Origin of the sequence: Streptomyces sp. GS7 (genome assembly GCF_009834125.1) — a bacterium.
In the GTDB taxonomy this organism is placed as follows: domain Bacteria; phylum Actinomycetota; class Actinomycetes; order Streptomycetales; family Streptomycetaceae; genus Streptomyces.
In genome coordinates this window covers 3,215,945-3,241,435 of the sequence record NZ_CP047146.1, presented here as the reverse complement: position 1 = coordinate 3,241,435, position 25,491 = coordinate 3,215,945, and the positions used below count along the sequence as shown (strand labels likewise).

Sequence of the window (25,491 nt, the reverse complement as noted above, 5' to 3'; positions counted from 1 at the left end):
GGTGGGCCGTCCGCTATCGGCGGGAGGCCGTGTGCCACGGGCATCAGGCGACCTCCGAGCGGTCGGCGGCCATCCCGGCCGCGTCCAGCAGGGCCGTGCCGACGATGAGGTCGGCGCCGCCGAATTCGGGGTCGGTCAGCTCCGTGCCGTCGTCGACGGCGAAGAGGAGCTGCTGTTCGCCCTGGCGGTAGGCCGTACCGACCGGCGGGCTGGCGGCGTGCACCGCCAGCAGGGCGACCAGGTACGGGAGTTCGGGGTCGCTGCGGCGCGCCTCGGCGAGCAGCCCGGAGAGCCGGCGGGGGGCGTCGGCGGGGAGGTCCAGCAGCGCCGTCGCGGCATCCAGCTGGGCCTCGCTGAAACGGCTGTCGTCGGGGGTGGCCACCAGATCGGGCTCGGGCATCTCGGCGCCGAGGTGCTCGCGCTCCATGGGCGGGGTCAGCAGCATCTCGACGAGGTCGCCGACCCGGACCGCGGAGGGGGTGCGCAGGCCCGTGCCGCGTGCGAAGAAGGCGTCGGTGACCCGGGTGGCGTGCTCCACGGAGAGCGGCAGCACCGGCGCGACGAGCTGGCCGTAGAGGTCGAGGCCGGCGCGGGCGGTCGGGGTGGCGAACGCCTGCCGGTCCTGCTCGGCGCGGAAGAGCGGCCCGGCCTCCAGGAGCCGGGACTGGAGCTGGGTGTGGCGGCGGATGCAGTCCTTGACGATGTCGACGAGCTCGGCGGCGCGCCGCTTGTGCTCGCTGGTCTTCTCGTCGACGGCCTCGGCCTCGTCGCGGGCCTTGCGGATGTTGGTGAGGATGGCGTTCTCGTGGCGGTAGCGGTCCGCCACGTGGTCCAGCGCCTCGGTGATCATGTCGGGGACGGTCTGCAGCCAGTCGACGGCGCGGACGTTGCGCCGGGTGGCGTCCAGCGTCCTGCGCAGCGTCTCGGCGTACTGGACGGTGCGGTAGCGGGCCTGCTCGGCGGCCAGCTGGGCGTCGGCCAGGCGGCCCCGGCTGATCAGCACCTCCAGCTTGACCTCGGCGGCGATCTGGGCGCTGGTGACGTCGGTGTCGAGGGCGCCGACCAGGACGTTGACGGCCTCGTCCGTGGCGCGCAGATAGACCGTGCCGCCCGCGCCGGGGACCTCTTCGACGAGCTTGAAGTCGTAGTCGCGGCGGACGTACTCGCCGTCGGTGGTGAAGGTGCCGTACACGGCGCGGAAGCCGCGGTCCACACTGCCGACGTTGATCAGGTTCTCCAGCACCCAGCGGGCGACCCGCTCGTGCTCCGCCGCCGGGCGGTGCGGTGCCTGCGCGGCGACCCGCGGGAGCACCTTCGCCACTATCTCCTCGTGGTCGGCGCCGGTGTCGAAGTCCATGTTGAGGGTGACCAGGTCGATGACGGCGAGCGCCACCTCCGCCATCGCGTAGACCCCGTACTCGCCCGCGAGGTTGGCCTTGCGCACATCGAGGTCGTGCAGCGGCGCGGTGCACGCGAGCGCGCGCAGCCGGCGGGCCAGTCCTTCGTCGGCGGCCGGGCCCGGCGCGGGCCGGTTGGGGCCGTTGAGCTGGGGCGCTGCGGCCCCCGGGGCGGAAAAAGTCACGTCGCACAGAGTAGGCGCTGGCACTGACAACGGACGAAACGGCGCGGATCCGCTCATGGGTGGACCGCCGCCGGGTCCGTTGACGGACCTGCCGCCCGGCCGACTGGTCAGTCTACGGCGTCACCGGCGGCTCAGTGCGTGGCCCCCTCCGCGACGCGGATGTCGGTCCGCGTGCGGGCCGCGGTGGCGGCGATCTCCCGCAGGGACCGGGCGACCGCGTCCACCGGGAGCGAGGGCTGGGCGCGGTCGGTGACCTGCTCGGGCGCGTACGGGACGTGCACGAATCCGCCGCGTACGCGGGGCAGTTCGGTGGCGAGGAGGTGGGCGAGCCCGTAGAAGACGTGGTTGCAGACGAAGGTGCCGGCGGTGTTGGAGACCGAGGCGGGCAGTCCCGTGGCGCGGACCGCCGCCACGCACGCCTTGATCGGCAGGGTGGAGAAGTACGCGGCGGGCCCGCCGGGCACGATCACCTCGTCGATCGGCTCGGCGCCCGAGGCGTCCGGGATGCGGGCGTCGTCGAGGTTGAGGGCGACCCGTTCGACGGTGATGTCCGGACGGCCGCCCGCCTGTCCGACACACACCACGATGTCCGGTTGTGCGGCGTCGATGGCGGTGCGCAGGGCGGTCAGCGAGCCGCCGTAGACGCAGGGCAGCTCGGCGGTGGCGAGTTCGGCCCCGGCGAGCGGTTCGGCCGCGGCGGCGCGGACCGCCTGCCAGGAGGGGTTGGTGGATTCCCCGTCGAAGGGTTCGAATCCGGTGAGCAGTACGCGGGTCATACGGTCTTCCGTGGGTTGTGGGGCGGCCGGCGAAGGCCGGTGGGGACGGCTCCGCCTCAGAAGGCGAACAGCGCCATGACCACGATGTTGCAGCCGAGCAGCACGCCCGCGGTGGGCAACTGCGCCTTGATGGGCCCGTACTGGTCCTTCAGCTCCAGCAGGGCGGCCGGGACGATGTTGAAGTTGGCGGCCATCGGGGTCACGAGGGTGCCGCAGAAGCCGGCGAGCATGCCGAGGGCGAGGACGGCGGCCGGGTTGCCGTGGTAGTGCCCGACGAGGACCGGCCAGCCGACGGCCGCGGTCATCACGGGGAAGGCGGCGAAGGCGTTGCCCATGATGGTGGTGAAGGCGAACATCCCGACGCAGTAGACGACCACGGCGACGTAGAGGGAGTCCTTCGGCAGGACGGCGGCGGCGAGCTTGCCGACCTGGCCGCCGACGCCGGAGACCTGGAAGATGGTGCCCAGCGTGGCGAGCATCTGCGGCAGCAGCATCGCCCAGCCCATCGCCTCCAGCATGGAGCGCCCGGACTGTACGGGCACGGATATCCGCTTCTCGCGCAGCATCGCCATGGCGACCGCCAGCGCCACGACCGCGCCGAGCCCCAGGCCCAGGATGGTCTCGCTGCCCTCCTGGAGGACCGGTCGGCCCCCGAGAGAGAGGTGCTTGACGCCGACGGCGCAGGCCAGCGCGACGACCGGGAAGGTCAGGGCCGGGACGAACAGCCTGTTGCCGAGGCGGGCGGCGCTGGCGGCGCGCTCCTCGGGGGTGGTGGTGCGCGGGGTGCCGCGCCCGGTGAAGCCGAAGCCGGCCAGCGCGGCCATGACGAGGACGGCGGCGCCCAGCGGTTCGGCGGGCGCCTGCTTGGTGACGACCCAGCTGCCGTAGATGAATCCGGCGCCGATCAGGCCCCAGAAGGCGCCGGTCCCGAAGCGCTTGGGGTTGCTGCGGTCGGTGACCATCTGGGCGGCCATCACCAGGAAGCTGAGACCGACGAGCCAGTAGAACCACTCTGCCTTGATCACCGGCCGGCCTCCGCTGCGCTGGTGTGGTGGACGGGTGCGGTGAGCAGTTCGCGCTCCAGTTGCCGGTCCAGGCGCAGCAGCCGCCAGCCGTGGACCACGAAGGCGCACAGCGCGGTGGGGATCGCCCACAGCGCGAGGTGCAGCGGTTCGAGGTGGGTGCCGTACGTGGTGTTGACGAAGCCGGTGATCAGGAGGATCGAGCCGACGGCGAGGAAGACGTCCTCGCCGAAGAAGACGCCGACGTTGTCCGCGCTGGCCGCGAACGAGCGGATCTTCTCCCGTGTCCGGTCCGGGAGTTGGCCGTGGGCGCGCTCGGCGGCGCCTTCCGCCATCGGGACGGCCAGCGGGCGGACGGTCTGGGCGTGGCCGAAGACGTTGGTCAGCCCGACGGCCGCGCCGATCTGCCGCAGCCCCAGGTAGAGCGTGAGGAACCGCCCGGTGGTGAGCCGGCCGAACCGGGCGATCAGGGCGCGGGCCTGCTCCTGGAGGCCGTAGCGCTCCAGGAGGCCGATGACCGGGAGGGTGATCGCGAAGATGGTGACCGCCCGGCTGCCGGCGAAGCCCTCGCCGAACGCGGCCAGCACCTTGCCGGGGGTGAGTCCGCCGAGGAAGCCGGTGAGGATTCCGGCCACCGCGACGACCAGCAGGGGATTGCGTTTCGTGGCGAAGCCGAGCACGACCACGAGCACGCCGAGAAGCACGATCATGGATCCGCCTTCCGCGTACGGGATGCCCCACGGACCCGTGGGGAGCGAGAAAAGATTGCTGCGGAGGCTATGTGATTGTTGAACGATCCGACAAGGGGTCGGCGGCAGCGGACTTCCGGCGCCCCTCAGCTCTCGGCGATGCGCTGGGCGTACGCCCCCGACAGCTGGCCGCGCGAGTCCTCCAGATAGGCCAGCAGCAGCCGCTCGGCCGCCGCCGCGTCGCCCGCCAGCAGCGACTCCGCGATCTGCCGGTTGCGGACCAGATACGGCGCGTAGAAGCGCTGCGGATCGGCCATCACATGGAAGACCAGCCGGAGTTCGGCCAGTACACCGCGCATCAGCTCGTCGGTGCGCGGGCTGCCCGCCAGGGCGACGATGGCCTGGTGGAAGCGGATGTTGGCGGTCGACAGGTCGTCCCACCGCCGGTCCGCGGCGGCCGCCTCGCCGGCCCGCACCGCCGCCTCGATCGCCGCGACGCCCTCGGCCGGCCCGGCGCCGTAGGGCCCCTGCCCCAGACCGCGGACCGCCGCGCACTCCACGAGCATCCGCACCCGGAAGATGTCGTCCAGGTCCTCCACGGTCACCACGCGCACGAACACCCCGCGGTTGAGCCGGTGTTCCAGCAGCCGTTCGTGGGTGAGCAGCCGGAACGCCTCCCGCAGGGTGTTGCGGGAGACGCCGAGCGCGCCGCCGATGCTCTCCTCCGACAGCCGGGTGCCGGGCGGGAAGTAGCCCTCGGTGATCCGGTCCCGCAGGATGTCGGCGACCCGCTCGGCCGTGCTGGAGCGCCCGAGCAGCGCGCGGTCCCGCTCCAGGCCCGCGACCTCGGCGAGCCGTCGCTGATCGTTCTTCGTCACTCCGCCGGCCATACGCAGCGCGCTCCGTCCCGTATGGACGGACCGCGGGGACCCGTCCAGGTGTCTTGTCGGCGGAAGTCAATCCCAGATGGCAGGACGAGACAACACACCCCTTGTCGGATCGTTCAACGATCTGTACGTTGGCTTGCGCCCCGCATCCGCACTCCCCGGAACGGAATCTCAATGACCGTGTCAAGCCCCTTGCGTGACCGGCGGGGCGGAGGTGAACAGCCTCTTGTCACGCAGCATCGCCCACAGCACGTCGACCCGGCGGCGAGCGAGCGAGAGCAGGGCCTGGGTGTGCAGCAGCCCTTCGCCGCGCTTCTTGAGGTAGTAGTCCCGGGACGGGCCTGGCCGCATCATCGCGGTCTGGGCGGCCATGTAGAAGACGTACCGCAGGCGCCGGTGGTACCGCTTGGGCCGGTGGTAGTTGCCAGTGCGGCGGCCAGAGTCCCGGGCGACCGGGGCCAGGCCGGCGTGCGAGGCCAGGCGGCCCGCGTCCTGGTAGCCCGACAGGTCGCCGACGATGGCAACGAACTCCGCGCCCAGGATCGGGCCCATACCGGGCATGGACTCGATGATCTCGGCGCGCTCATCGGTGCGAAAGGTCTCGCGGATCTCACGGTCGTTGTCCTTGATCCGCTCGTCCAGAGCCAGGAGTTGGTGGGCCAGGTCGCAGACCAGCTTCGCAGCCCGCTTCTCACCGGGCAGTTCGGCCATCTGCGACTGCGCGGCCTGAACCGCCTTCGCGGCGATGGCGTCGGCGCCGCGGACCTTGCGGCGCTCCAGCCAGGTCGTCAGACGCTTGACGCCGATCCGCCGCAAAGCGGTCGGGGTCCGGTACTCGGTCAGCATCACGACCGGGCCCTTGGCCGCGGAGTAGTCGAAGGCCCGTTCCAGGGCCGGGCAGATGCCGACCAGCAGGTCCCGCAACCGGTTGATCAGCCGCACCCGGTCGGCGATGAGATCGGCGCGGTAGTTGGTCAGCACCTGGAGCGTGGTGACCAGCTCGGGAGGCGTGTTCAACCGGGCGAAGCCCTTCGGGCGCATGCGGGCCTGGTCGGCGATAACTCGCGCGTCCTTGGCGTCGGTCTTGCCCTCGCCGCGGTAGGCGCCGGACATGCGGTTGACGGTGCGGCCGGGCACGTAGACGACGTGCTGACCGTGAGCGATCAGCAGGGCCAGCAGCAGAGTCGAGGCCCGGCCGGAGATGTCCACCGCCCACCGCACTTCTTCCGCCCGCTCACGCGCGGTCTCGATGAGGGTGAGGATCTGGGCCTCGTCGTTGATGACCTTCGTCGAGAACAGCGTCTCGCCGGCGATGTCGACCGCCACCGCCCAGTGATGCCCCTTGCCGGCGTCGATGCCGACCCATATCCGCTTGTCAGACGCGCTCACACTCGTCGCTCCGTTCCACCGAGACCAGCACTCCCGTGGCCCGCAGAACACCCCGCCGACAGGTCCCTAACCAGCGATGACCGCAGTTCTCAATCAGTGGTCGGAGCGTCCCGGAGGACCGGGCGGCCATTCCGTTCGAGCCATCAACGGCAGTCACCCATCAGCCATACCCGGCCCTCCCGGACCGCCTCACATTCTTAGGGACACCCATGATCGACCCGGCGGCCCCTCCCGTCATCGACCTCAACGCCGACCTCGGGGAAGGCTTCGGCCGCTGGCAGCTCACCGACGACGACGCCCTGCTGTCCGTCGTCACCAGCGCCAACGTCGCCTGCGGCTTCCATGCCGGCGACCCGGCCACCATGCGCCGGGTGTGCGAGCTGGCCGCCGAGCGCGGGGTGGTCATCGGCGCCCAGGTCTCCTACCGCGACCTGGCCGGCTTCGGCCGCCGCGCGATGGACCTGCCGCCGGACGAGCTGGCCGCCGAAGTCGCCTACCAGATCGGCGCGTTGGAGGTCTTCGCACGCGCCGCCGGGGCCCGGGTCGGCTATGTCAAACCACATGGCGCGCTCTACAACCGCTGCGTCCACGACGCGGAGCAGGCCGCCGCGGTCGTCGCCGGCATCCGTATGGCGGGCGGCGGCCTGCCGGTCCTGGGCCTGCCCGGCTCGCGGCTGCACCGGGCCGCCGAGACGGCCGAACTCCCGGTCGTCGGCGAGGCGTTCGCGGACCGTGCCTACACCGCCGAGGGCACCCTCGTGCCGCGCCGCGAGCCCGGCGCCGTCGTCCACGACCCCGACGAGGTCGTCAAACGCGCCGTCGGCATGGCCCGCGACCGCACCGTCACCTCCCGCGACGGCACCCGGATCGCGATCGCCGCCCGTTCGCTGTGCCTGCACGGCGACACCCCGGGCGCCGCCGAACTCGCCCGCCGGGTACGGGCCGAGCTGACCGCGGCCGGCGTCCGCGTCCGGAGCTTCGGATGAGCGTGGACGGCACCCGACCGCTCCCCCTCCGGCCGCTGCCGGTCGGCGCCCACGGACTGCTGATCGAACTGGACCGCGCCGCGGACGTCGAGGCGCTCCACGCCGAACTGCTGCGCCGCGCCGCCGACGGCACCCTGCCCGCCGTCCGCGAGATCGTGCCGGCCGCCCGCACGGTCTTCCTCGACGGCCTCGCCGACCCCCGCGGGCTGATCGCCGACCTCGCCACCTGGCACATCCCGCCGCTCGCCACCGGCGACCGCCCCACCGTCGAACTCCCCGTCCGCTACGACGGCCCGGACCTCGCCGACGTCGCCGCCCTCTGGGACGTCACCCCCGAGGACGTGGTACGGCTGCACTCCGGCACCGAATTCCACGTCGCCTTCTGCGGATTCGCCCCCGGCTTCGGCTATCTGACCGGCCTTCCGGAGGCGCTGCACGTACCGCGCCGGGCCACCCCGCGCACGAAGGTCCCGGTCGGCTCGGTCGGGCTGGCCGGCCCGTACACCGGGGTCTATCCGCGCTCCTCCCCCGGCGGCTGGCAGCTCATCGGCAGCACCGACGCCGCCCTGTGGGACCCGGGGCGCGAGCCGGCGGCGCTGCTCGCACCCGGCACCCGCGTCCGCTTCGTCCCGCAGCCGGCCCGGAGGCAGGTGCCCCGACCGGCCGCCCCCGGGAACGGCCGTACGCGCCAGGAGCCCGCCCGATGACCGACCGCGCCCTCTCGGTCGTCCGGGCCGGTGCGCTCACCACCGTCCAGGACCTCGGCCGGCCCGGTCACGCCCACCTCGGTGTGCCGCGCGCCGGAGCCCTGGACGAGCCCGCGCACCGCCTCGCCAACCGGCTGGTCGGCAACCCCGGGCCAGCCGCCACGCTGGAGACCACGGTCACCGGCTGCGCCGTCCGGCTCCGCGCCGCCACCACCGTCGCGGTCACCGGAGCCCCCTGCCCGGTGACGGTCGACGGCCACCCCGCGCCCTGGGGCGCCCCGGTCCGCGTACCGGCCGGCGCCGTCCTGGACGCCGGGCCCGCGTCCCACGGGCTGCGCTCGTACCTGGCGTTCGCCGGCGGCATCGCCAGCGAGCCGGTGCTCGGCAGCCGCGCCACCGACCTGCTCTCCGGCCTGGGCCCCGACCCGCTCGCCGACGGCGCGGTGCTTCCGCTGCACCCGCCATACGGCCCGCCGGCCGCGGCCGACGCCGTGCCGCACCCCGGCCCGGTGGCCGAACTGGTGCTGCCGTTCCTGCCCGGCCCGCGCGACGACTGGTTCACCGCGGCCGGGCTGCGCACCCTCACCACCGGCCGCTTCCGGGTCTCCGCGGCGAGCAACCGCATCGGGCTGCGCACCGAAGGCACCCCTCTGGAGCGCGCCCGCGACGGCGAACTCCCCAGCGAGGGCATGCCGTTGGGCGCCCTCCAGGTCCCGCCCAACGGCCTGCCGGTGCTCTTCCTGCACGACCACCCCACCACCGGCGGCTACCCGGTCGCGGGGGTCGTCCCGGAGCGCTTCCTGGCCCCGGCGGCGCAGGCGGTGCCGGGCACCGCGGTGCGCTTCGTCCGTGTCGGGCGGCGCTCCGCACCGGTGGCGCACACCGGCTGACCCCCGGGGCGCACCGCCGGCCCACGTGCGCGTCGCCGGTTACGCCGCGCCGTACCCGCCGCCGCCCGGCGTGCGGATCACCAGCACGTCGTCGACCCCGACCTCGGCCGTGTCGCACCCCCGCAGCTCCTCCCGCGAACCGTCCGCCCGCTCCAGGAAGTTGAGGCCCAGCGCGCCCGGCCCGCCGCCGGCCATGCCGTACGGCGCGACCCGCCGGTGGTTGGAGAGCAGGGCCACCGTCATCGGCTCCAGGAACCGCAGCCGCCGCTCCACCCCGCGGCCCCCGCGCCAGCGGCCGGTTCCCCCGCTCCCGTCGCGGAGGGCGAAGCCGTCGACCCGGACGGGATAGCGCCACTCCAGGACTTCGGGGTCGGTCAGCCGGGAGTTGGTCATATGGGTCTGCACCGCGTCCGCCCCGTCGAAGCCGTCGCCGGCGCCCGAGCCGCTGGCGACGGTCTCGTAGTACTGCACCCGCTCGTTGCCGAAGGTGACGTTGTTCATCGTGCCCGATCCCTCGGCCTGGATGCCCATCGCCGCGTAGAGCGCGCCGGTGACCGCCTGGGAGGTCTCCACGTTGCCCGCGACGGTGGCCGCGGGGAAGACCGGTGCCAGCATCGAGCCCTCCGGGATGCGGACCTCGACGGGCTTGAGGCAGCCGCTGTTGAGCGGGATGTCCTCGGCGACCAGGGTCCGCAGCACGTACAGCACCGCCGCCATCACCACCGAACTGGGCGCGTTGGCGTTGCCGGGCTGCTGCGGCGACGTACCGGCGAAGTCCAGCACGGCGCTGCGGGCCGCACGGTCGACGGTCAGCTCGACCCGGATCCGCGCCCCGCTGTCCGTCTCGTAGCGGTAGCTCCCGTCCGGCAGCCGGCCGAGGATCCGCCGCACCGACTCCTCGGCGTTGTCCTGGACGTGGCCCATGTACGCCCGTACGACGTCCAGCCCGAACTCCTCGGTCATCCGCCGCAGTTCCCGGATCCCCTTCTCGTTCGCGGCGATCTGGGCGCGCAGGTCGGCGAGGTTGACGTCCGGCGCACGGGACGGGTACGGCCCGGAGGTGAGCAGGTCGCGGGTCTCCCGCTCGCGCAGCCGGCCGTCGCGCACCAGCAGCCAGTTGTCGAAGAGGACGCCCTCCTCCTGGATGGTGCTGCTGAACGCGGGCATCGAGCCCGGGGTGACGCCGCCGATCTCGGCGTGGTGGCCGCGGGAGGCGACCAGGAACAGCAGCTCCCCTCCCGAGGGTCCCGGTGGACCGAAGACCGGGGTGACGACGGTGACGTCCGGCAGGTGCGTCCCCCCGTGGTACGGGTCGTTGATCGCGTACACGTCGCCCGGCCGCAGATCGCCGCCGCGCCGCCGCAGCACCTCTTTGATGGACTCCCCCATGGACCCCAGGTGCACGGGAATATGGGGGGCGTTGGCGATCAGATTGCCCTCGGCGTCGAACAGCGCGCAGGAGAAGTCCAGCCGCTCCTTGATGTTGACGGAGTGCGCGGTGCTCTCCAGCCGCACGCCCATCTGCTCGGCGATCGCCATGAAGAGGCTGTTGAAGACCTCCAGCATCACCGGGTCGGCCCGGGTGCCGACGGCGGTCCGCCGGGGCCGCGGCCGGGCCCGGGTCAGCAGCAGATGCCCGCGCTCCCCCACGGCCGCCTGCCAGCCGGGGTCGAGCACCGTCGTGGCGTCCTCCTCGGCGATGATCGCCGGACCGGTGAGGACGTCGCCGGGCCGCAGCTCCGTACGGCGGTAGAGCCCCGAGTCCCGCCACCGCCCGCCGGCATGCGTCCGCACCGTCGCGGCGGCCCTCAACTCCCCTTCCCTGGAACCGGGTCGTACGTCGTGTCCGCTCGCCCCGCCGGCCGCTCCGAGCGCCTCCACCGACACCGCCTCGGCCACCAGCGGCTTGTCCATGGTGAAGGCGTAGCGCTCGCGGTGCGTCCGGACGAACTCCGCGGCCATGGTGTCGGCCGGGGCCAGCGGAACACCGATGGTGGAGTCCGTCCCGGCGTAGCGGACCAGCACCCGGGCGCGGGTGGTGACGGACGCGTCCGGCACCCCGTCGTCGAGCAGCTCTTGCCGGGTCTGCTCGGCCAGCGTCTCGCACACCCCGCGCACCCGGTCCATCGCGCCCGGCTCCAGGAACCGTTCCTCGACGGCCTGTTCACGCATCGCGGTGGCGTCGGCGACGCCGATGCCGTACGCGGAGAGCACCCCGGCCAGCGGCGGGACCAGCACCGTGCCGACGCCCAGTGCGTCGGCGACCGCGCAGGCGTGCTGGCCGCCCGCGCCGCCGAAGCTGACGAGGGCGTAGCGGGTGATGTCCCGGCCGCGCTGGACGGAGATCTTCTTGACCGCGTTGGCCATGTTGAGCACCGCGATGTCGAGGAAGCCGGCGGCGACGTCCTCGGGGCCGCGGTCGTCGCCGGTCTCCGCGGCGATGCGCCGGGCCAGCTCGGCGAAGCGGGCGCGGACCACCGCGGCGTCCAGCGGCTGATCTCCGCCCGGGCCGAACACCGCCGGGAAGTGGGCGGGTTGGATGCGGCCGAGCATCACGTTGGCGTCCGTGACGGTGAGCGGTCCGCCGCGCCGGTAGCAGGCCGGTCCGGGGACCGCGCCGGCCGAGTCGGGGCCGACCCGGTAGCGGCGGCCGTCGAAGTGCAGTACGGAGCCGCCGCCGGCCGCGACGGTGTGGATGTTCATCATCGGGGCGCGCATCCGCACCCCGGCGACCTCACTGCCGAAGATCCGCTCGAACTCGCCCGCGTAGTGCGAGACATCGGTGGAGGTGCCGCCCATGTCGAAGCCGATGACCCGGTCGAAGCCGGCCGCGTCCGGAGCGCCGCCGCCGGCCTCCGCGGCGGTCCGCACCATGCCGACCACCCCGCCGGCCGGCCCGGACAGCACCGCGTCCTTGCCCCGGAAGTGCGCGGCCTCCCGCAGCCCGCCGTTCGACTGCATGAACATCAGCCGGATCCCGGGGAGTTGGGCCGCGACCTCGTCGACGTACCGCCCCAGGATCGGCGAGAGGTACGCGTCGACGACCGTGGTGTCCCCGCGCGCCACCAGCTTCATCAGCGGGCTGACCTCGTGCGAGCAGCTGACCTGGGGGAAGCCGGCCTCCCTGGCCAGCTCGGCGACGGCCCGCTCGTGCGCGGCGTGCCGGTAGCCGTGCAGCAGCACCACGGCCGCGCTGCGCAGCCCGTCCGCCCGGGCCCGGACCAGCGCCCGGCGGACCCCCTCCCCCTCCAGCGGGCGGATGATCTCGCCGTGCGCGCCGACCCGCTCCGGCACCTCGATCACCCGGTCGTAGAGCGCCTCCGGGAGCACGATCCGGCGGTCGAAGATCCGCGGCCGGTTCTGGTACGCGATCCGCAGCGCGTCCCGGAACCCCTCGGTGGTGAGCAGTACCGTCGGCTCGCCGGTGCGCTCCAGCAGCGCGTTGGTGGCGACGGTGGTGCCCATCTTGACGACCGCGACCCGCTCGGCGGGCACCGGTTCGTCCGGGCCGAGCCCCAGCATCATCCGGATCCCGGCGACCGCGGCGTCCCGATAGCGCTCGGGGTGGTGCGAGAGCAGCTTGCCGGTGACCAGCCGCCCGTCCGGCCGCCGGCCGACGACGTCCGTGAACGTGCCACCGCGATCGATCCAGAACTCCCAGCGTCCGGTCACCCCGCCATTGTCGCAGCGCCCTTCGGGTCGGACAGGGCGGCGAGCGCGGTACCCGTGGCGCGGTCGGCCGCGGCGTCCAGCAACCGCCCGGATCCGGCCAGCCCGTAGCGGCACTCCTGTACGGCGAGCGCGAGCAGACCGGGCAGCAGGTCGGTGCAGCGGTCCACCACCCACCGGGTCCCGCGGGTCGCCATCCACACCGCGGAACCGGTACGGGTCGGCGGCGGACCGTCCAGGGCGAGCGAGGGCGGCGGCCCCGCGGCGAGCCCCCGCTCGGCGAGGGCGGCGTGGAAGCCGCGGGCCAGCAGCCGGTGGCCGCGCTCGCTGGGGTGCAGCCGGTCGACGCTCCAGGAAGCCCGGTCGGCCACCCAGCTGTGGTCGTTGAGATGCAGATGGACGCCCCCGTAGCGTGCCGACACCGCGTGCACGACGGTGTTCACCGCCCGCATCCGGCGCGCCAGCGGCCGGGCCAGCGGTCCGGGCAGCCCGAGCATCCGCCCGGGGTCGGGCAGGCAGGCGGTCAGCACCACGGCCCCGTCGGCGCTCAGCGCACGGTGCGCGTGATCCAGTGCGGCGGCCACCCGCTCGATGGTGAACGCGGCGCGCAGCGTGTCGTTCGCCCCCACCACCAAGGACACCAGCCGCGGCGCCAGCGCCCGCGCCGCGGGCAACTGCCGCTCGGCCACATCGCCCGCCAGCGCCCCGCTCCGCGCGAGGTTGACGAGTTCCAGGTCCCCGGGCCGCTCCCCCACCGCATCGGCCAGCAGCGCGGCCCAGCCCCGCCAACCGCCCCCGGCCACCGGGTCGCCCAGCCCCTCGGTCAGCGAATCGCCCAGCGCGACGAACCGCGGCGCCGCCACCGTCACCACCCGCCCCGGGGCCCCACCGGCCGCGGCACGACCGGATCGGCGACCCGAACCGACGGGTCACCGCTGTGCCGCGGCGCATCGTGCGCCGCCAGGAACGCCGCCACCGCCGGCCGCCACCCGTACCCCTCGGCACGCCGCCGGGCGGCGTCCCTGCGGACCGCCTCGGGCCGCGCCAGCAGCCGCTGCACCGCGTCCGCGAAGGACGGGCCGTCGTCCAGCGCCGTGTCGCCGCCCCCGCCCACCAGCCCGGCCAGCGCCGAGGCGGCGCTCGCCACCACCGGCGTACCGCAGGCCAGCGCCTCCAGCGCCGCCAGCCCGAACGTCTCGGCCGGGCCGGGCGCCAGCACCACATCGGCGCTCGCCTGGAGCCCGGCCAGCCGCTCCCGGTCGGCGAGGTGCCCCAGGAACGCCACCGGGAGCCCCTCAGCCCGGGCCCGGGCCTCCAGCCTCCCCCGCAGCGGCCCCTCACCGGCCACCACCAGGGCCGCGTCCACGCCCCGCCGCCGCAGCTCCACCAGCGCCTCCAGCGCCCGTCCCGGCCGCTTCTCCTGCGACAGCCGGGAGCACATCAGCAGCAGGACCGCCGCCCGCCCCGCGTGGCGGCCGCGCAGCCCCTCGCTCCGGCAGTCCGGATGCCAGGCGGCGAGATCGACCCCGAGCGGCGCCCGCACCACGTTCTGCGCCCCGACCCGGGTGAACTCCGCGGCCGCCCACTCGGTGGTGCACACCACGCGGCTGTAGGCGTACGCGGTCCGCCGGTTGAGCCGGTCCGCGGCGGTGCGGGCCGCAGGGGTGGGCACGCCCCAGGTACGCAGCACCCCGTCCACGCTCTCGTGCGAGACCATCACGGCGGGGACCCGCGCCCGCCGCGCCCACTGCCCCGTCCAGCGCAGCGTCGTCCGGTCGGAGACCTCCAGCCGGTCGGGGGCCAGCGCCTCCAGCAGCCGCTGCAGCCGCCGACGGTCGGTCAGCACCCGGTAGCCGCCGCTGCCCGGCACCACCGGGCCGGGGAGGGTGATCACCCTCCCTTGCGCGGTGTGCTCGTCCCGTATCCCCGCGCCGGGCGCCGTGCCGGGCGGGCCCGGCACGATGAGCACCGGTTCGTGGCCGGCGGCCCGGTAGCCCACGCCCAGTTCGCGCAGCGCGGTACGCAGGCCGCCGGAAGCCGGCGTGACGAAGTTGGCGATCCGTACGATCCGCAGGCCCCGCGCGGCGTCCCGGTCCCGGTACCCGGTCATGCCGCGACCGCCGTCCGGTCGGCGAGCACGTCGTCGTAGTAGCCCAGCAGCTGGTCGCCGACCGCCTCCCAGGTGCGGTCCGCCACCGCCCGCCGCCCCGCCGCCCCGTACCGCACCCGCAGCTCGGCGCTGCCGCCCAGCAGCCGCACCGCGTCCCGTACGGCACCGCCGTCGCCCGGGGGCACCAGCAGGCCCGTACGGCCGTGGTCGACCAGGTCCAGCGGCCCGCCGGCGCCCGGCGCGACCACCGGCACACCGGACGCCATCGCCTCCTGCACCGTCTGGCAGAAGGTCTCGTACGGCCCGGTGTGCACGAACACGTCCAACGAGGCGTACAGCCGGGCCAGTTCGTCGCCCGTCCGGCGCCCCAGGAACCGCACCTCCGGCAGCTGCGCCCGCAGCCCGGCGGCGCTCGGCCCCTCGCCGATCACCACCGTCCGCACCCCGGGCAGCCGCGAGGTCTCGGCCAGCAGCCGGACGTCCTTCTCCGGCGCCAGCCGCCCCACGTACCCCACCAGCAGCTCCCGCCCGGCCAGCAGCGAACTGCGCAGCACCGCGTCCCGCCTGCCGGGGTCGAACCGCTCCGAGTCCACCCCGCGCGGCCACAGCCGCACCCGCGGCACACCGTGCTCGGTCAGATCCAGCAGCGCCGAACTGGAGGGCGCGAGCGTGAGATCGGCGGCCGCGTGCACCGCCCGGATCCGCCGCCAGGCCGTCGGCCCGCCGCGCCCCAGATAGGTACGGGCGTAACGCCCCATGTCGGTCTGGTACACCGCGACCGCCGGCACCCGCCGCCGCGCCGCCGCCGCCATCCCCCGCGCACCGAGGACGAACGGGCTGGCCAGATGCACCAGATCGGGCCGGTGCCCGGCCAGCGCCGCGGACAGCCGCCGCCCCGGCAGCGCGATCCGCACCTGCGGGTACCCGGGCAACGGCATCGACGGCACCCGCACCACAGGGCACGGGCTCTCGTACCCGTACGAACCGGCGGCCGGCGCGGAGCCACCGAGCGGCGCGATGACCAGCGGCTCATGCCCGCGCCGGACCAGATGCCGGGCGGTCTCCAGGGCGCAGTGGGCGACGCCGTTGACATCGGGCGGGAAGGATTCGGTGACGATGACGACACGCATACCGCTGTTGTCCACGCACCGTGCGTGGACCGGACCAAGGGGATCTTTCCAACCGGCGAACGTCCCATGAGCGTTCCCCCGCGGAGGGGGCGGCACCGCCCGGCCGGCCGGCCGCCCGCCGCCTCAGGACAGCGGCGGCGCGCAGCCCTCCCGCACCGCTCACACGGCCGAGGCGTCCGGGCCGAAGCGGCTGCGGACGGCCGTCTGGACCTCGGCTTCCTCGGCCGGGTCGGCGGCCAGCCGGCGGAGTTGCTCGACGACCCGGTCGTCGCCGGTGGCGGCGTGCCGGGCGGCCAGTTCGCGGGTGGTCTCCTCGCAGTCCCACAGGCACTCGACGGCGAAGCCCGCCGCGAAGCCCGGGTCGGTGACGGCGAGCGCCCCGGCGGCCCGGCCGCGGAGCTGGGAGGAGGACGTCTCGCGGTAGACGTGGCGCAGCACGGGGGCCGCGCAGGCGACGCCGAGGCGGCCGGCGCCGTCGACCAGTTCCCAGAGTCCGTGCGCGTCCGGCCCCTCCTCGCGCACCGTGCGGCGCAGCGCGGCCAGCACCAGCTCGGTGTCGCGCCGGGCGCCGCGCCGGGCCAGCATCGCGGCGGCGGACGCGCCCAGCCGGTCCGTCCGCGCGGCCCAGACCCGGGCCCGCTCGACGGCGGCCACACTGCGCATCCGCTCGTACGAGGCGAGCGCGGCGGCGGTCAGCTGCCCGGAGGACAGCGGATCGGCGACCGCGGCCTCGATGAGGTCGAGGACCTCGGCGTCGCCGCGTTCGGCGAGGTGGTGAAGGACGGCGGCGCGCGCCGTGTCCGGTCCGGTGCGCGCCGCGCGCAGCAGTTCGGGGCGGTCCTCCGGTCCGGCGACGGCGCTCAGGCAGCGGGCGGCGGCGATGTGCCGGTGCTCCCCGTGGCGCGGGTCCAGCTCCTGCTGGGCCCAGTCCAGTACCTCGGTGACGCTCCAGCCGGGCCGCGGCCCGCGGGGCCGCAGCTGCCGCTGCCAGCGGTCGAAGGAGCCCTGCTCCCCGGCGGCGGCCAGCCGTGCGCCGTACCGGGGGTCCTCGGCCCACAGACGCCAGGGCCGGGGTTCGAAGGCGTCGCGGACGGCGGCGGCCAGCCCGGCCGCGCCCTCCTCGGTCTCGGGGAAGCGCGCCAGGACGGCGGGGGCCAGGGTCATCAGCCCGGCGTCGTCGTCGCGCAGCGCGAGCTCGTCCAGCGCCCAGCGCCAGTTGCTGCCGGCCGCGGCGTAGCTGCGCAGCAGCAGCCGGGCGGCGTCCCTGCCGTACGCGGCGAGGTGGCCGAGGACGGAGAGGGCGAGGCCGGTGCGCTCCTCGCCGGCGTCGGTGAGGTCGTCGGGGTGGAAGAGGTGGCGTTCGATCTCTTCGAGCCCGCCGTCGAGCTGCATGTAGAGGCGCGCGTAGTAGAGCGAGCGGTTCTCGACCTGCCAGTCGCGGCGGGGGTCGCGCAGCACGCTGTCGTTGAGTGCCGCGAGCGCCTCGGCCCGCGGCGCCGCGAGGGCATGCAGGGTCCCGTCGCCGCGGCCTCGCTGGAGGAGGCCGAGCAGGGTGCCACTGGGCGCTATGTCTGGATCGAACATGAGGTCAGCATCCGGTGCGGGGGACAGGCTGGCAACGGGATTTCCGCTGACCGGCATTCTTGCCGGTGACCGCGGGCCCTATGCGTCGTTCCCACCGTGGATCGGCGGGGTAGACAGCTGTACGGCGGCCCGCAGCCTAGCGTGGAAGCCGGCATTCCGCAGATTCGGCAGAGGCTGCCGCCGGGAGGCCGTTGGCATATGACAGGTGCACCACCGTATCGGGTAATGCCAAATCCCTTACGGACGGTCGCAGCCTGTGCAAGAGTCGTTACCGGCCCATACGACCCGGCGCCGCCTGATCACGGAGTACGTCATGCCGCCCCCTCTCTTCGCGGATCACCCAGCCGATCGGACACCCGAGCGCGACGCGGTCGAGGCACTCATCTCGCAGGCCCGCAGCCTGCGCGGTGGTCTCGACGCGGTGCGCAGAGAGTCCTCGGTGGCAGCTGATCTCGCCGCCGACCCGCAGCTGCGCTGGCAGCGGGCGTTGTGCGATCTCGCCGTCCACCACCTGGACGACCTCGGCGGTCACCTCGACCAGCTCAGAGAGGGCCTGCCCGCCGAGATCGCGGAGGAGGAGCCGGAGCCGTGCGCCGAGCCGCCGATGGCCCCGCCCGAGCCGGAGACCCATGAGCGCGGCGCGCTGCTGCGCCGGGTGGGCAGCGCCGAGTGGAACCTGCTCACCGACGAGGTGAGCTGGTCCGACGAGCTCTTCACGATGTTCGGCCGGGATCCTTCCGAGGGCCCGCTGACCCTTGACGAACTGCCGTCCCTGGTGCACGCCGACGACCAGGAGTCACTCGCCGTGATGGTCACGGACTGCCTGGTGGACGGCCGGCCGATCGACGGCGAATTCCGCATCGTGCGCGCCGACGCCGGCGTCCGCACGGTGCACATGGTGGGCGAGCCGGTGCTGGACGCCGACGGCAGCACGGCCTGCATGTGGGCCGTCCTCCGGGACGTCAGCGAGCTGCGCCGCAGCCAGATGGCGGTGCGCGAGACCCGTGACTCGCTGCAGCGCCAACGGCATATCGCGCAGACCGAGCACCGGCTTGCGGTCGAGCTGCAGGAAGCCGTGCTGCCGCCATGGCGCGGCTCCCTGCGGTTCCCGCAGGGCGGGCCCGTCACCCTCGACCTGGCCGGGCGCTACCTTCCGGCGGGGACGTCCGCGCTGATCGGCGGGGACTGGTACGACGCCCTGCAACTCCCCGACGGCAAGACCCTGCTGAGCGTCGGCGACCTCACCGGGCACGGCGTCGCCGCGACGTCCGGGATGGCGATGGTGCTCGGCGCGCTGCGCGGGATGGCCGTCGCGGGCCACCGGCCCGGGCCGCTGATGGGCTTTCTCAACCAGCTGCTGGACACCTCCGCCCAGCCGGCGCTGGGCAGCGCGGTGTGCTGCCGGTTCGACCCCGAGGCGCGCACGCTGGAGTGGGCCCAGGCCGGGCACCCCGCCCCGCTGCTCTTCCGAGGCGGCACGGGGCGCGCACTGGACCCGCCCGAGGGTGTCCTGCTCGGGGCCACCTCAGGTGCGACCTACGCCGAGCGCGCCGAACGGCTGGAGCCCGGCGATCTGCTCGTCCTGCACACCGACGGGCTCGCCCCGCGTCGCACCCACGGTCCGCAGAGCGCCCATGAGGGCGCCGAACAACTGCTGGCCCTGGCACCGCGGTTCAGCGCGGCCCGCAACGCACAGGACAGCGTCCGTGTCGTGGTCGAGGAGTTCGGCAGCACCGAGCGCGAGGATGACGCGTGTGTGCTGATCGCCAGGGTCGGCGGCTGACACGACACCGCGGCGGCCGAGGGCGGACCGGCTGTGGGGATGCCGGTCGCCCCGAGGGGGTCGGGGTCGGTGAGGAGTTCGGAGTGGGTTGACGGCTCGTCATATTCCCGCTGGCATCGATCCGTTGGGGTCGGTCGAGGCCGGTCGGGAAGGGGTGACGATCGGTCGAGCATGGTTGCTGATGGGTTGTTGTTGATCGGTTGTTGACGGCGGATGCGAATCGTGGCGAACGCGGATCGTGGCACACGTTGACGCCCACGCGGTCGCACGGTGTGCCGGAGCGGCCGGGAGGAACCGCGCGGCGGGGCTCGGCGCCACGCCCGTAGCGCGGGTGCTGCTCAGACGGAGAAGTTCGGTCCCGTCCCGATTCCCGGCCCCAGCGCCGCTCCCTTGGGCCGTGGCTTCGCCTTCGGCAGGACCTGCTGGATCTCCTCGCGCAGATCCTGGATCTTGCCGAAGTTGGCGTACTGGCCGGTGAGCCGGAACATCTCGCGGAGCCGGTCCCAGGTGCGGTGCGAGGAGTTCTCGCCGATGGAGACCAGCGCCAGCCGGGCGTAGCGGTCGGCCTGTTCGGGGTCGTCGCCGATGAAGCAGGCCGAGGCCATCGAGATGTAGTCGAAGATCTGCGACCGCTGACGGCCCTGCTCCCGCAACTGGAGGGCCTTCCTGGCATGGCTCTGGGCGATCTTGGCGGCCGACGGGTCGTGCTCGGCGAGCGTACGGAACGCCAGCGCCTGCATGCCGTGGAGGTCCGCCTCGTCGAACATCTGCATCCAGCACGGCGGCGGCACATCGCCCTTGTCCGAGACGAACAGCTCCTCCGCCTCGCCGAGCGTGCGGCGCATCGCCTGGCCGTGCCCCTTCGACGCCTGGGCCCACGCCTCGATGGTGTGCAGCATGGCGCGGGTCCGCGGGAGGATCTCGCCACCCGATCCGGACTGGGCCAGCTTCATCAGGTCGAGGGCGTCGTCCGGACGGCCCAGGTGGACCATCTGGCGCGCGGCCCGGGAGAGCGCCTCGCCGGCCCGCGGGCGGTCGCCGCCCTCGCGGGCCGCATGGGCGGCGATGATGAAGTACTTCTGGGCGGTGGGTTCCAGGCCGACGTCGTGGGACATCCAGCCGGCCAGTACGGCGAGGTTGGCCGCGACGCCCCAGAGCCTGCGCTGGAGGTGGTCGGGGTGGCGGTAGGCGAGCATGCCGCCGACCTCGTTGAGCTGGCCCACCACGGCCTTGCGCTGCAGCCCGCCCCCGCGGGCCGCGTCCCAGGCGCGGAAGACTTCGACCGAGCGCTCCAGCGCGTCGATCTCCTGCGACCCCACGGGGGCCGCCTCGTAGCGGTCGAGGCCGATCTGGTCGAGTTCGTGCAGGGAGGAGTGGGCGAGCGGATCGTCGTGGCGCAGGGCGGTAGAGGCCGGGTCGGTGTGCAGCCAGTCGTGCATGGCGCCGGTGAGTGCGGAGCCCGCGGCGAGCGCAGCGCCCGCACCCACCAAGCCGCGTCGATTGAGCATGAGGTCCATTCCCGTGAATTCCGTGAGGACCGCGGCGGTCCGTTCGGGAGCCCACGGCAGACCGTCCATGGCCTGCCGCTTCCCCGAGCGACCGGTTCTGGCGAACCCGAGGTCCTCGATGGTTACGACACGGCCGAGGCGCTCGGTGAAGAGGGAAGCCAGGACCTTGGGCACCGGATCCCGGGGCGTCTCCCCCATGTCGATCCAGCGCCGTACCCGCGAGGTGTCGGTTGCCAGCTGCGGATGGCCCATGGCCGCCGCCTGCCGGTTGACCAGCCTCGCCAGCTCTCCTTTGGACCAGCCGGCCAGGCCGAAAAGATCCGCGAGACGGGTGTTCGGCTCCCTGTTCACGTCAAGCCCCCAGGTTCCTCGACTGAGTTGACAGTAACGGGCCGGTGACATGCGGTGCGACCATTCGCCAGGGTTCGCCAGGGTGCGCCAGATGGTCTGCCACCCATAGCCACGTGTTCGGTAGGTGTGCAGCCCCCGGCCCGGTGGCGGGACCGCATTCCCCAGGGTGCGCGCCCTTCACAGGGACCCTGGATCGGCCTTCTGCACGGGGCCCGTTCACGGGTTCCCCCACCGGGCCGGGAGCGCACGCAACTCGTCGGCGCACGAAGGGATCTGTCTCACCCATGTATGCAGCATCGTCCGCCGTGACCGCCCCCACCCGGACGTACCGCCCGCATCCTGCCGGCAGCGGGCCGTATCTCGATCCCTCCCCTTCCGCGGGGGCGGTGACCGGTCTCCCCGGCGGCCGGAACCGGCGGGCACAGGGGATGGGCACCCAACCGCTCAGCGGGAGACTCGACTTGTCCGGCCCCCAGGGCGCCCAGCTGCGCGCCGCCGTAGCCTCGGTGCACCGCATCTGTCCGGAGTTCAATCCGGTCCAGGTGCTGCGCCGCAGTGGAAAGTCCGTGCTCCTGGTGGGCACGACCGGTCGGACGAGCGCGGTCGCCAAGTGTTTACTGGACCATTCGCCCGCGTGGGTCGAGAGCTTCCGGCAGGAAATAAGCGCGTACCGGGCGTTCGTCCGGCACCGTCCACCGGTCCGGGTGCCGCGTCTGGTGGCGGCCGATCCCGACAACTGCACGCTGGTGGTGGAGCGCATGCCGGGCCGGGTGGCGGCCCTGACCCGGCACCCCTCCGAGGCGCCGCCGCGGGCCGATGTGCGGGCCGCGCTCGGGGCGATCTGCCGGGTCAACGCCTGGCGTCCGCCCGCCGGGCTGTTCGACGCCCCCCTGGACTACGCGGGCCGGATCGGGCGCTACCACGACCTGGGGCTGCTCACCGACCGCGATCTGGGTGATCTCCAGAAGCTGCTGCACGGCCTCTCGCACACCCAGGGCCAGTTCTGCCACGGCGACGCACTGCTGAACAACGTCCTGCTGTCCCCCGCGGGCCCGGTGCTGCTCGACTGGGACAACGCGGGCTGGTACCTGCCGGGCTACGACCTCGCCACCCTGTGGTCGGTGCTCGGCGACGCGCCGGTGGCCCGCCGGCACATCAGCCAGCTCGCCCAGTCCGCGGGCACCGCCTCGCGGGACGCCTTCCTGGTGAATCTGATGCTGGTGCTGACCCGCGAGATCCGTCGCTACGAGACCGCGGTCCAGCGCACCATGCGCGAGCCCACGCCGACCGGGACACCGGGTCCGGGACAGCCCGGGGTGCCCGCGGCGGGCGAGGAGCAGCGGCTGCTCCTGCGCCGACTGCACGACGACTGCCAGATGGCACGCCGTGCGGTACGGGCGGCGGTCGGCACTCGCTGACCGCCGGGGGTGCCGGCGAGGCGGCACCCCCGAAGGGGAATGGTGAGCGGCGCAGCCCCTCGGGGGCGCGCCGCTCACCCCTGTATTGGTCCATTCCACCGACGCCCCGCAGGCCCGGGGCCCGCTCCGGGAAAGCTCCTCCGGTGATGCCCTGACAGGCGACATCCTGACCGGATCAGGTAGTTGACGGAACGTCGGCAAGCCTCTGGCTCTCAGCCGACCGAGGGCTTTAGTCTCGGTTTCTCCCGCACGGCCGTAGGACCCGGCCGACGGCGCAGGCCGGACCGGGTCCTGGCACACCGTCACACCGCCCCGGCTCGGGCCGGCTTGAGGAGGCTGTTTTGCGAGGATCCGCCCCGGAAGACGACACCAGACCCCACCGTCCCGCCCTGCGCAGGTCCGCCACCGCCGTCGCCGCCGCGGTACTGCTGCTGCCGCTGGTCTCGGCGGCCCCGTCCGCGCAGGCCCGGCAGCCCCGTTCGGACACCCTCCAGCATGCCTTCGGCGAGGCCGCCGCGCGCTTCCATGTGCCACGCAGTGTGCTGATGGGCGTCTCGTACCTGGAGTCCCGCTGGGACGGCCACGGCGGCGCGCCCAGCGTCTCCGGGGGCTACGGCCCGATGCACCTGACCGACGCCCGTGCGGCCGTGGCGGGGCAGCCGGAGTTCAGCGCGGACGGCGAGGACGCCCGCGGCGACACCGCCCGGACCCGCCGTACGGTACCGGCCACGCAGCGGCGCCGGGCGGTGCTGCCCGCCCAAGTCCCGGCCCGACTACGGACGTTGCCGCAGGCCGCGCGACTGACCGGGCTGCCGGCGGCGACGCTGCGCACCGACTCCGCGGCGAACGTGATGGGCGGCGCCGCGCTGCTGGCCGCGGCGCAGCGCGGGCTGGGGCTGCCGGCCAGCAGCGACCCGGCGAAGTGGTACGCGGCGGTGGCGCGCTACGGCGGCGAGGACAGCGCACGCGGCGGCGCCGCCTTCGCGAACGACGTGTACGCGGTGATGCGCCGGGGGCAGTCGCGGACCACCGACGCCGGGCAGCGGGTCACCCTGGCCGCCGCACCGGCGCTCACCCCCGACCCCTCCCAGGCGAAACGTATCGGCGCGTCCGCCGGCTCCGCGCGGCGGGCCGCCGGCCACGGCTCCGCCGGTGAGCTGGAGTGCCCCTGGTCCGTCGCGTGCGAGTCCTGGCCGGCTCCGTACGAGGTGTACGACAAGACCAACTACGGCAACCACGACCTGGCGAACCGCCCCAAGGACCAGCGGATCGACACCATCGTCATCCATGACACCGAGGGTTCCTGGGAGACCAGCCTTCGGCTGATCAAGGACCCCAAGTACGTCTCCTGGCACTACACCGTCCGCTCCTCGGACGGACTGATCGCGCAGCACGTGCCGACCAAGGACGTCGCCTGGCACGCGGGCAACTGGTTCGTGAACTCGCACTCGATCGGCATCGAGCACGAGGGCTTCCTCGCGGCGCCGGACGCCTGGTACACCGAGGCGATGTACCTGACGTCGGCCCGCCTGGTGACGTACCTGGCCCACAAGTACGGCATCCCGCTGGACCGGCAGCACATCCTGGGCCATGACAACGTCCCCGGCACCACGACGTCCACGATCCCCGGGATGCACACCGACCCGGGGCCGTACTGGGACTGGGCGCACTACTTCACCCTGCTGGGCCGGCCGTTCCTCCCCACCGCGGGCCCGCGCGGCGGCCTGGTGACCATCCGGCCTCTCTACCAGCTGAACCGGCCGGTCTACACGGGCTGCGAGAAGGACGGGCGGCAGTGCCCGGTCCACGGCTCCACGGCCGTCCGGCTGCACACCGCGCCGAGCGACGACGCCCCGCTGATCCGGGACATCGGACTGCATCCGGACGGCTCCGCCACGACGACCGGGGTCAACGACACGGGGGCGCGGGCAACGACGGGCCAGCGGTTCGCGGTGGCCGGCCGATCCGGCGACTGGACGGCGATCTGGTACCTCGGGCAGAAGGCGTGGTTCCGCAATCCGCTCGGCATGCCGACGGCCGTGGACGCCAAGGGCCCGGTCGCCACCCCGAAGGCCGGCCGGGCGGAGATCCCGGTCTACGGACGGGCGTACCCGGAGACCGCCGCCTACCCGTCGAAGGTGCCGGTGCAGGCGGTCTCCCCGCTGCCGTACAAGCTCCTCGCCGGTCAGGCGTACGCGGTCGGCGGGCGGGTGCGGAGCGACTACTTCTACTCGCCGACCTACGACCTCGCCCAGCATGCGGTCGTCCGCGGCCGGGACGTGTACTACGAGATCCAGCTCGGCCACCGGGTGGGGTATGTGCGGGCCGCCGATGTCGACGTCAGGTCCTCGGAGGCACCGGCGTCGGGGCCCTAGACGATCGGGGTGCGCACCTGAAGAGCGCGTCGCGCCCGGTGGTCGGCAGGGGCCGTCCACCGGGCGCGACGCCGCCCGCGGTATGTCCGCTCCGGGTCAGCCCTGCTGGAAGAGCTCCGCGGGCAGCGGCTTGAGCAGCGCGTAGAGGTCGTCGGTGATCGGGCGGTCCCAGCTGGCGATGGTGACCAGCACGCCGTCACTGCGGTCGAACTGCGCGCAGGAGATGCGGCTCTCGGAGCACTTGATGCGCTTGACGATGAGGAGGTTGTCCTCGTGCATCACGGGGGTGTCCTCGCTCTCGACGACCGTCACCGGCTCGTCGTTGCCGAGCGCCGCGAGCAGCTGGGCCACCTCGAAGGGCACCTGGCCCTCCTCCAGCTCGCGGGCCGGTGAGCCCTCCGGCAGATTGCCGATGATCATCGCGGGGCCGCGCCCGCCGAACAGGTCGTAGCGGAGGAAGACGCCCTGGCAGCTCCCGTCGGGCGCGGGCAGCAGCCCGGCCCCGAGATTGCCGGGCCAGTCCCCGGGGTCCATGGCGAGTACGTCGAAGTCTGGACCGGCGGGCGTGGCGCTACGGCGGCGGAGGAAGGACATGCCGCCATCGTACGTGGCCCGGCCCCGGTCGCCGCGCGGAC

At 73.8% G+C, this 25,491-nt stretch carries 19 protein-coding genes; 6 read left to right on the top strand and 13 right to left on the bottom strand.

What is annotated here, in order from left to right; all coding sequences use genetic code 11:
- Window positions 1-43 precede the first annotated feature (43 nt).
- The 6 genes from GR130_RS14110 to GR130_RS14085 all read right to left on the bottom strand — a co-directional run bounded on the left by GR130_RS14110 (window position 44) and on the right by GR130_RS14085 (window position 6,345).
- Window positions 44-1,582 carry a hypothetical protein gene (locus tag GR130_RS14110; protein WP_159505050.1) on the bottom strand — a complete coding sequence of 513 codons (1,539 nt, stop codon included), beginning with the start codon at window positions 1,580-1,582 and terminating at the stop codon, window positions 44-46.
- Window positions 1,583-1,713: 131 nt separating this feature from the next.
- Window positions 1,714-2,358, bottom strand: a complete 645-nt coding sequence (gene pcp / locus GR130_RS14105; protein WP_159505049.1) for a pyroglutamyl-peptidase I — start codon at window positions 2,356-2,358, stop codon at window positions 1,714-1,716.
- Window positions 2,359-2,414: 56 nt separating this feature from the next.
- Window positions 2,415-3,383 (bottom strand): DUF979 domain-containing protein, encoded by a 969-nt coding sequence (locus GR130_RS14100; RefSeq protein ID WP_159505048.1) that lies wholly within the window; start codon window positions 3,381-3,383, stop codon window positions 2,415-2,417.
- Window positions 3,380-4,090: a DUF969 domain-containing protein gene (locus GR130_RS14095; RefSeq protein WP_159505047.1), complete on the bottom strand. Its 711-nt coding sequence runs from the start codon at window positions 4,088-4,090 to the stop codon at window positions 3,380-3,382. The genes GR130_RS14100 and GR130_RS14095 overlap by 4 nt, the downstream gene beginning before the upstream one ends.
- Window positions 4,091-4,215: 125 nt before the next feature.
- A complete protein-coding gene (locus tag GR130_RS14090) occupies window positions 4,216-4,959 on the bottom strand; it encodes a GntR family transcriptional regulator (RefSeq protein WP_159505046.1) in 744 nt (247 codons plus the stop codon).
- Between the two features lie 180 nt (window positions 4,960-5,139).
- Window positions 5,140-6,345, bottom strand: a complete 1,206-nt coding sequence (locus tag GR130_RS14085) for an IS110 family transposase (protein WP_159505045.1) — start codon at window positions 6,343-6,345, stop codon at window positions 5,140-5,142.
- Between the two features lie 209 nt (window positions 6,346-6,554).
- Between GR130_RS14085 and GR130_RS14080 the strand changes: the two genes are divergently transcribed.
- The 3 genes from GR130_RS14080 to GR130_RS14070 are packed head-to-tail and all read left to right on the top strand — an operon-like array spanning window position 6,555 to window position 8,928.
- Entirely contained in the window at window positions 6,555-7,331 is a 777-nt protein-coding gene (locus tag GR130_RS14080) for a LamB/YcsF family protein (protein WP_159505044.1), read from the top strand.
- Entirely contained in the window at window positions 7,328-8,038 is a 711-nt protein-coding gene (gene pxpB, locus GR130_RS14075; protein ID WP_159505043.1) for a 5-oxoprolinase subunit PxpB, read from the top strand. Before GR130_RS14080 ends, pxpB begins: the two co-directional genes overlap by 4 nt.
- Window positions 8,035-8,928: a biotin-dependent carboxyltransferase family protein gene (locus GR130_RS14070; protein ID WP_159505042.1), complete on the top strand. Its 894-nt coding sequence runs from the start codon at window positions 8,035-8,037 to the stop codon at window positions 8,926-8,928. Before pxpB ends, GR130_RS14070 begins: the two co-directional genes overlap by 4 nt.
- A 39-nt stretch (window positions 8,929-8,967) precedes the next feature.
- Here GR130_RS14070 and GR130_RS14065 read toward each other — a convergent pair whose 3' ends face one another.
- From GR130_RS14065 to GR130_RS14045, 5 genes are all read right to left on the bottom strand, one after another.
- The gene (locus GR130_RS14065) at window positions 8,968-12,600 is read right to left on the bottom strand and encodes a hydantoinase B/oxoprolinase family protein (RefSeq protein WP_159505041.1); all 3,633 of its coding nucleotides are present in this window, start codon (window positions 12,598-12,600) and stop codon (window positions 8,968-8,970) included.
- Window positions 12,597-13,460 (bottom strand): SGNH/GDSL hydrolase family protein, encoded by an 864-nt coding sequence (locus GR130_RS14060; RefSeq protein ID WP_159505040.1) that lies wholly within the window; start codon window positions 13,458-13,460, stop codon window positions 12,597-12,599. The genes GR130_RS14065 and GR130_RS14060 overlap by 4 nt, the downstream gene beginning before the upstream one ends.
- Window positions 13,461-13,462: 2 nt before the next feature.
- On the bottom strand, window positions 13,463-14,707 hold the full coding sequence (locus GR130_RS14055; RefSeq protein WP_159505039.1) for a glycosyltransferase: 1,245 nt from the start codon (window positions 14,705-14,707) through the stop codon (window positions 13,463-13,465).
- Window positions 14,704-15,837, bottom strand: coding sequence for a glycosyltransferase family 4 protein (locus GR130_RS14050; RefSeq protein WP_159509962.1), 1,134 nt, complete (start codon window positions 15,835-15,837; stop codon window positions 14,704-14,706). The genes GR130_RS14055 and GR130_RS14050 overlap by 4 nt, the downstream gene beginning before the upstream one ends.
- Before the next feature lie 159 nt (window positions 15,838-15,996).
- Window positions 15,997-17,421, bottom strand: a complete 1,425-nt coding sequence (locus tag GR130_RS14045) for a HEAT repeat domain-containing protein (protein WP_159505038.1) — start codon at window positions 17,419-17,421, stop codon at window positions 15,997-15,999.
- Between the two features lie 313 nt (window positions 17,422-17,734).
- Here GR130_RS14045 and GR130_RS14040 point away from each other — a divergent pair, with 313 nt between their 5' ends.
- Entirely contained in the window at window positions 17,735-19,204 is a 1,470-nt protein-coding gene (locus GR130_RS14040; protein WP_159505037.1) for a PP2C family protein-serine/threonine phosphatase, read from the top strand.
- A 338-nt stretch (window positions 19,205-19,542) separates the two neighbouring features.
- On the opposite strand, the gene GR130_RS14035 is transcribed toward GR130_RS14040, so the two are convergent.
- Window positions 19,543-21,063 carry a DNA-binding protein NsdB gene (locus GR130_RS14035; RefSeq protein ID WP_159505036.1) on the bottom strand — a complete coding sequence of 507 codons (1,521 nt, stop codon included), beginning with the start codon at window positions 21,061-21,063 and terminating at the stop codon, window positions 19,543-19,545.
- 284 nt (window positions 21,064-21,347) lie between these two features.
- Here GR130_RS14035 and GR130_RS14030 point away from each other — a divergent pair, with 284 nt between their 5' ends.
- Entirely contained in the window at window positions 21,348-22,481 is a 1,134-nt protein-coding gene (locus tag GR130_RS14030; protein ID WP_159505035.1) for an aminoglycoside phosphotransferase family protein, read from the top strand.
- A 341-nt stretch (window positions 22,482-22,822) separates the two neighbouring features.
- Window positions 22,823-24,856 carry a peptidoglycan recognition protein family protein gene (locus GR130_RS14025; protein ID WP_159505034.1) on the top strand — a complete coding sequence of 678 codons (2,034 nt, stop codon included), beginning with the start codon at window positions 22,823-22,825 and terminating at the stop codon, window positions 24,854-24,856.
- A gap of 96 nt (window positions 24,857-24,952) precedes the next feature.
- On the opposite strand, the gene GR130_RS14020 is transcribed toward GR130_RS14025, so the two are convergent.
- Complete coding sequence (locus tag GR130_RS14020) at window positions 24,953-25,450, bottom strand: hypothetical protein (RefSeq protein WP_043263348.1); 498 nt, start codon at window positions 25,448-25,450, stop codon at window positions 24,953-24,955.
- Window positions 25,451-25,491: the final 41 nt, after the last annotated feature.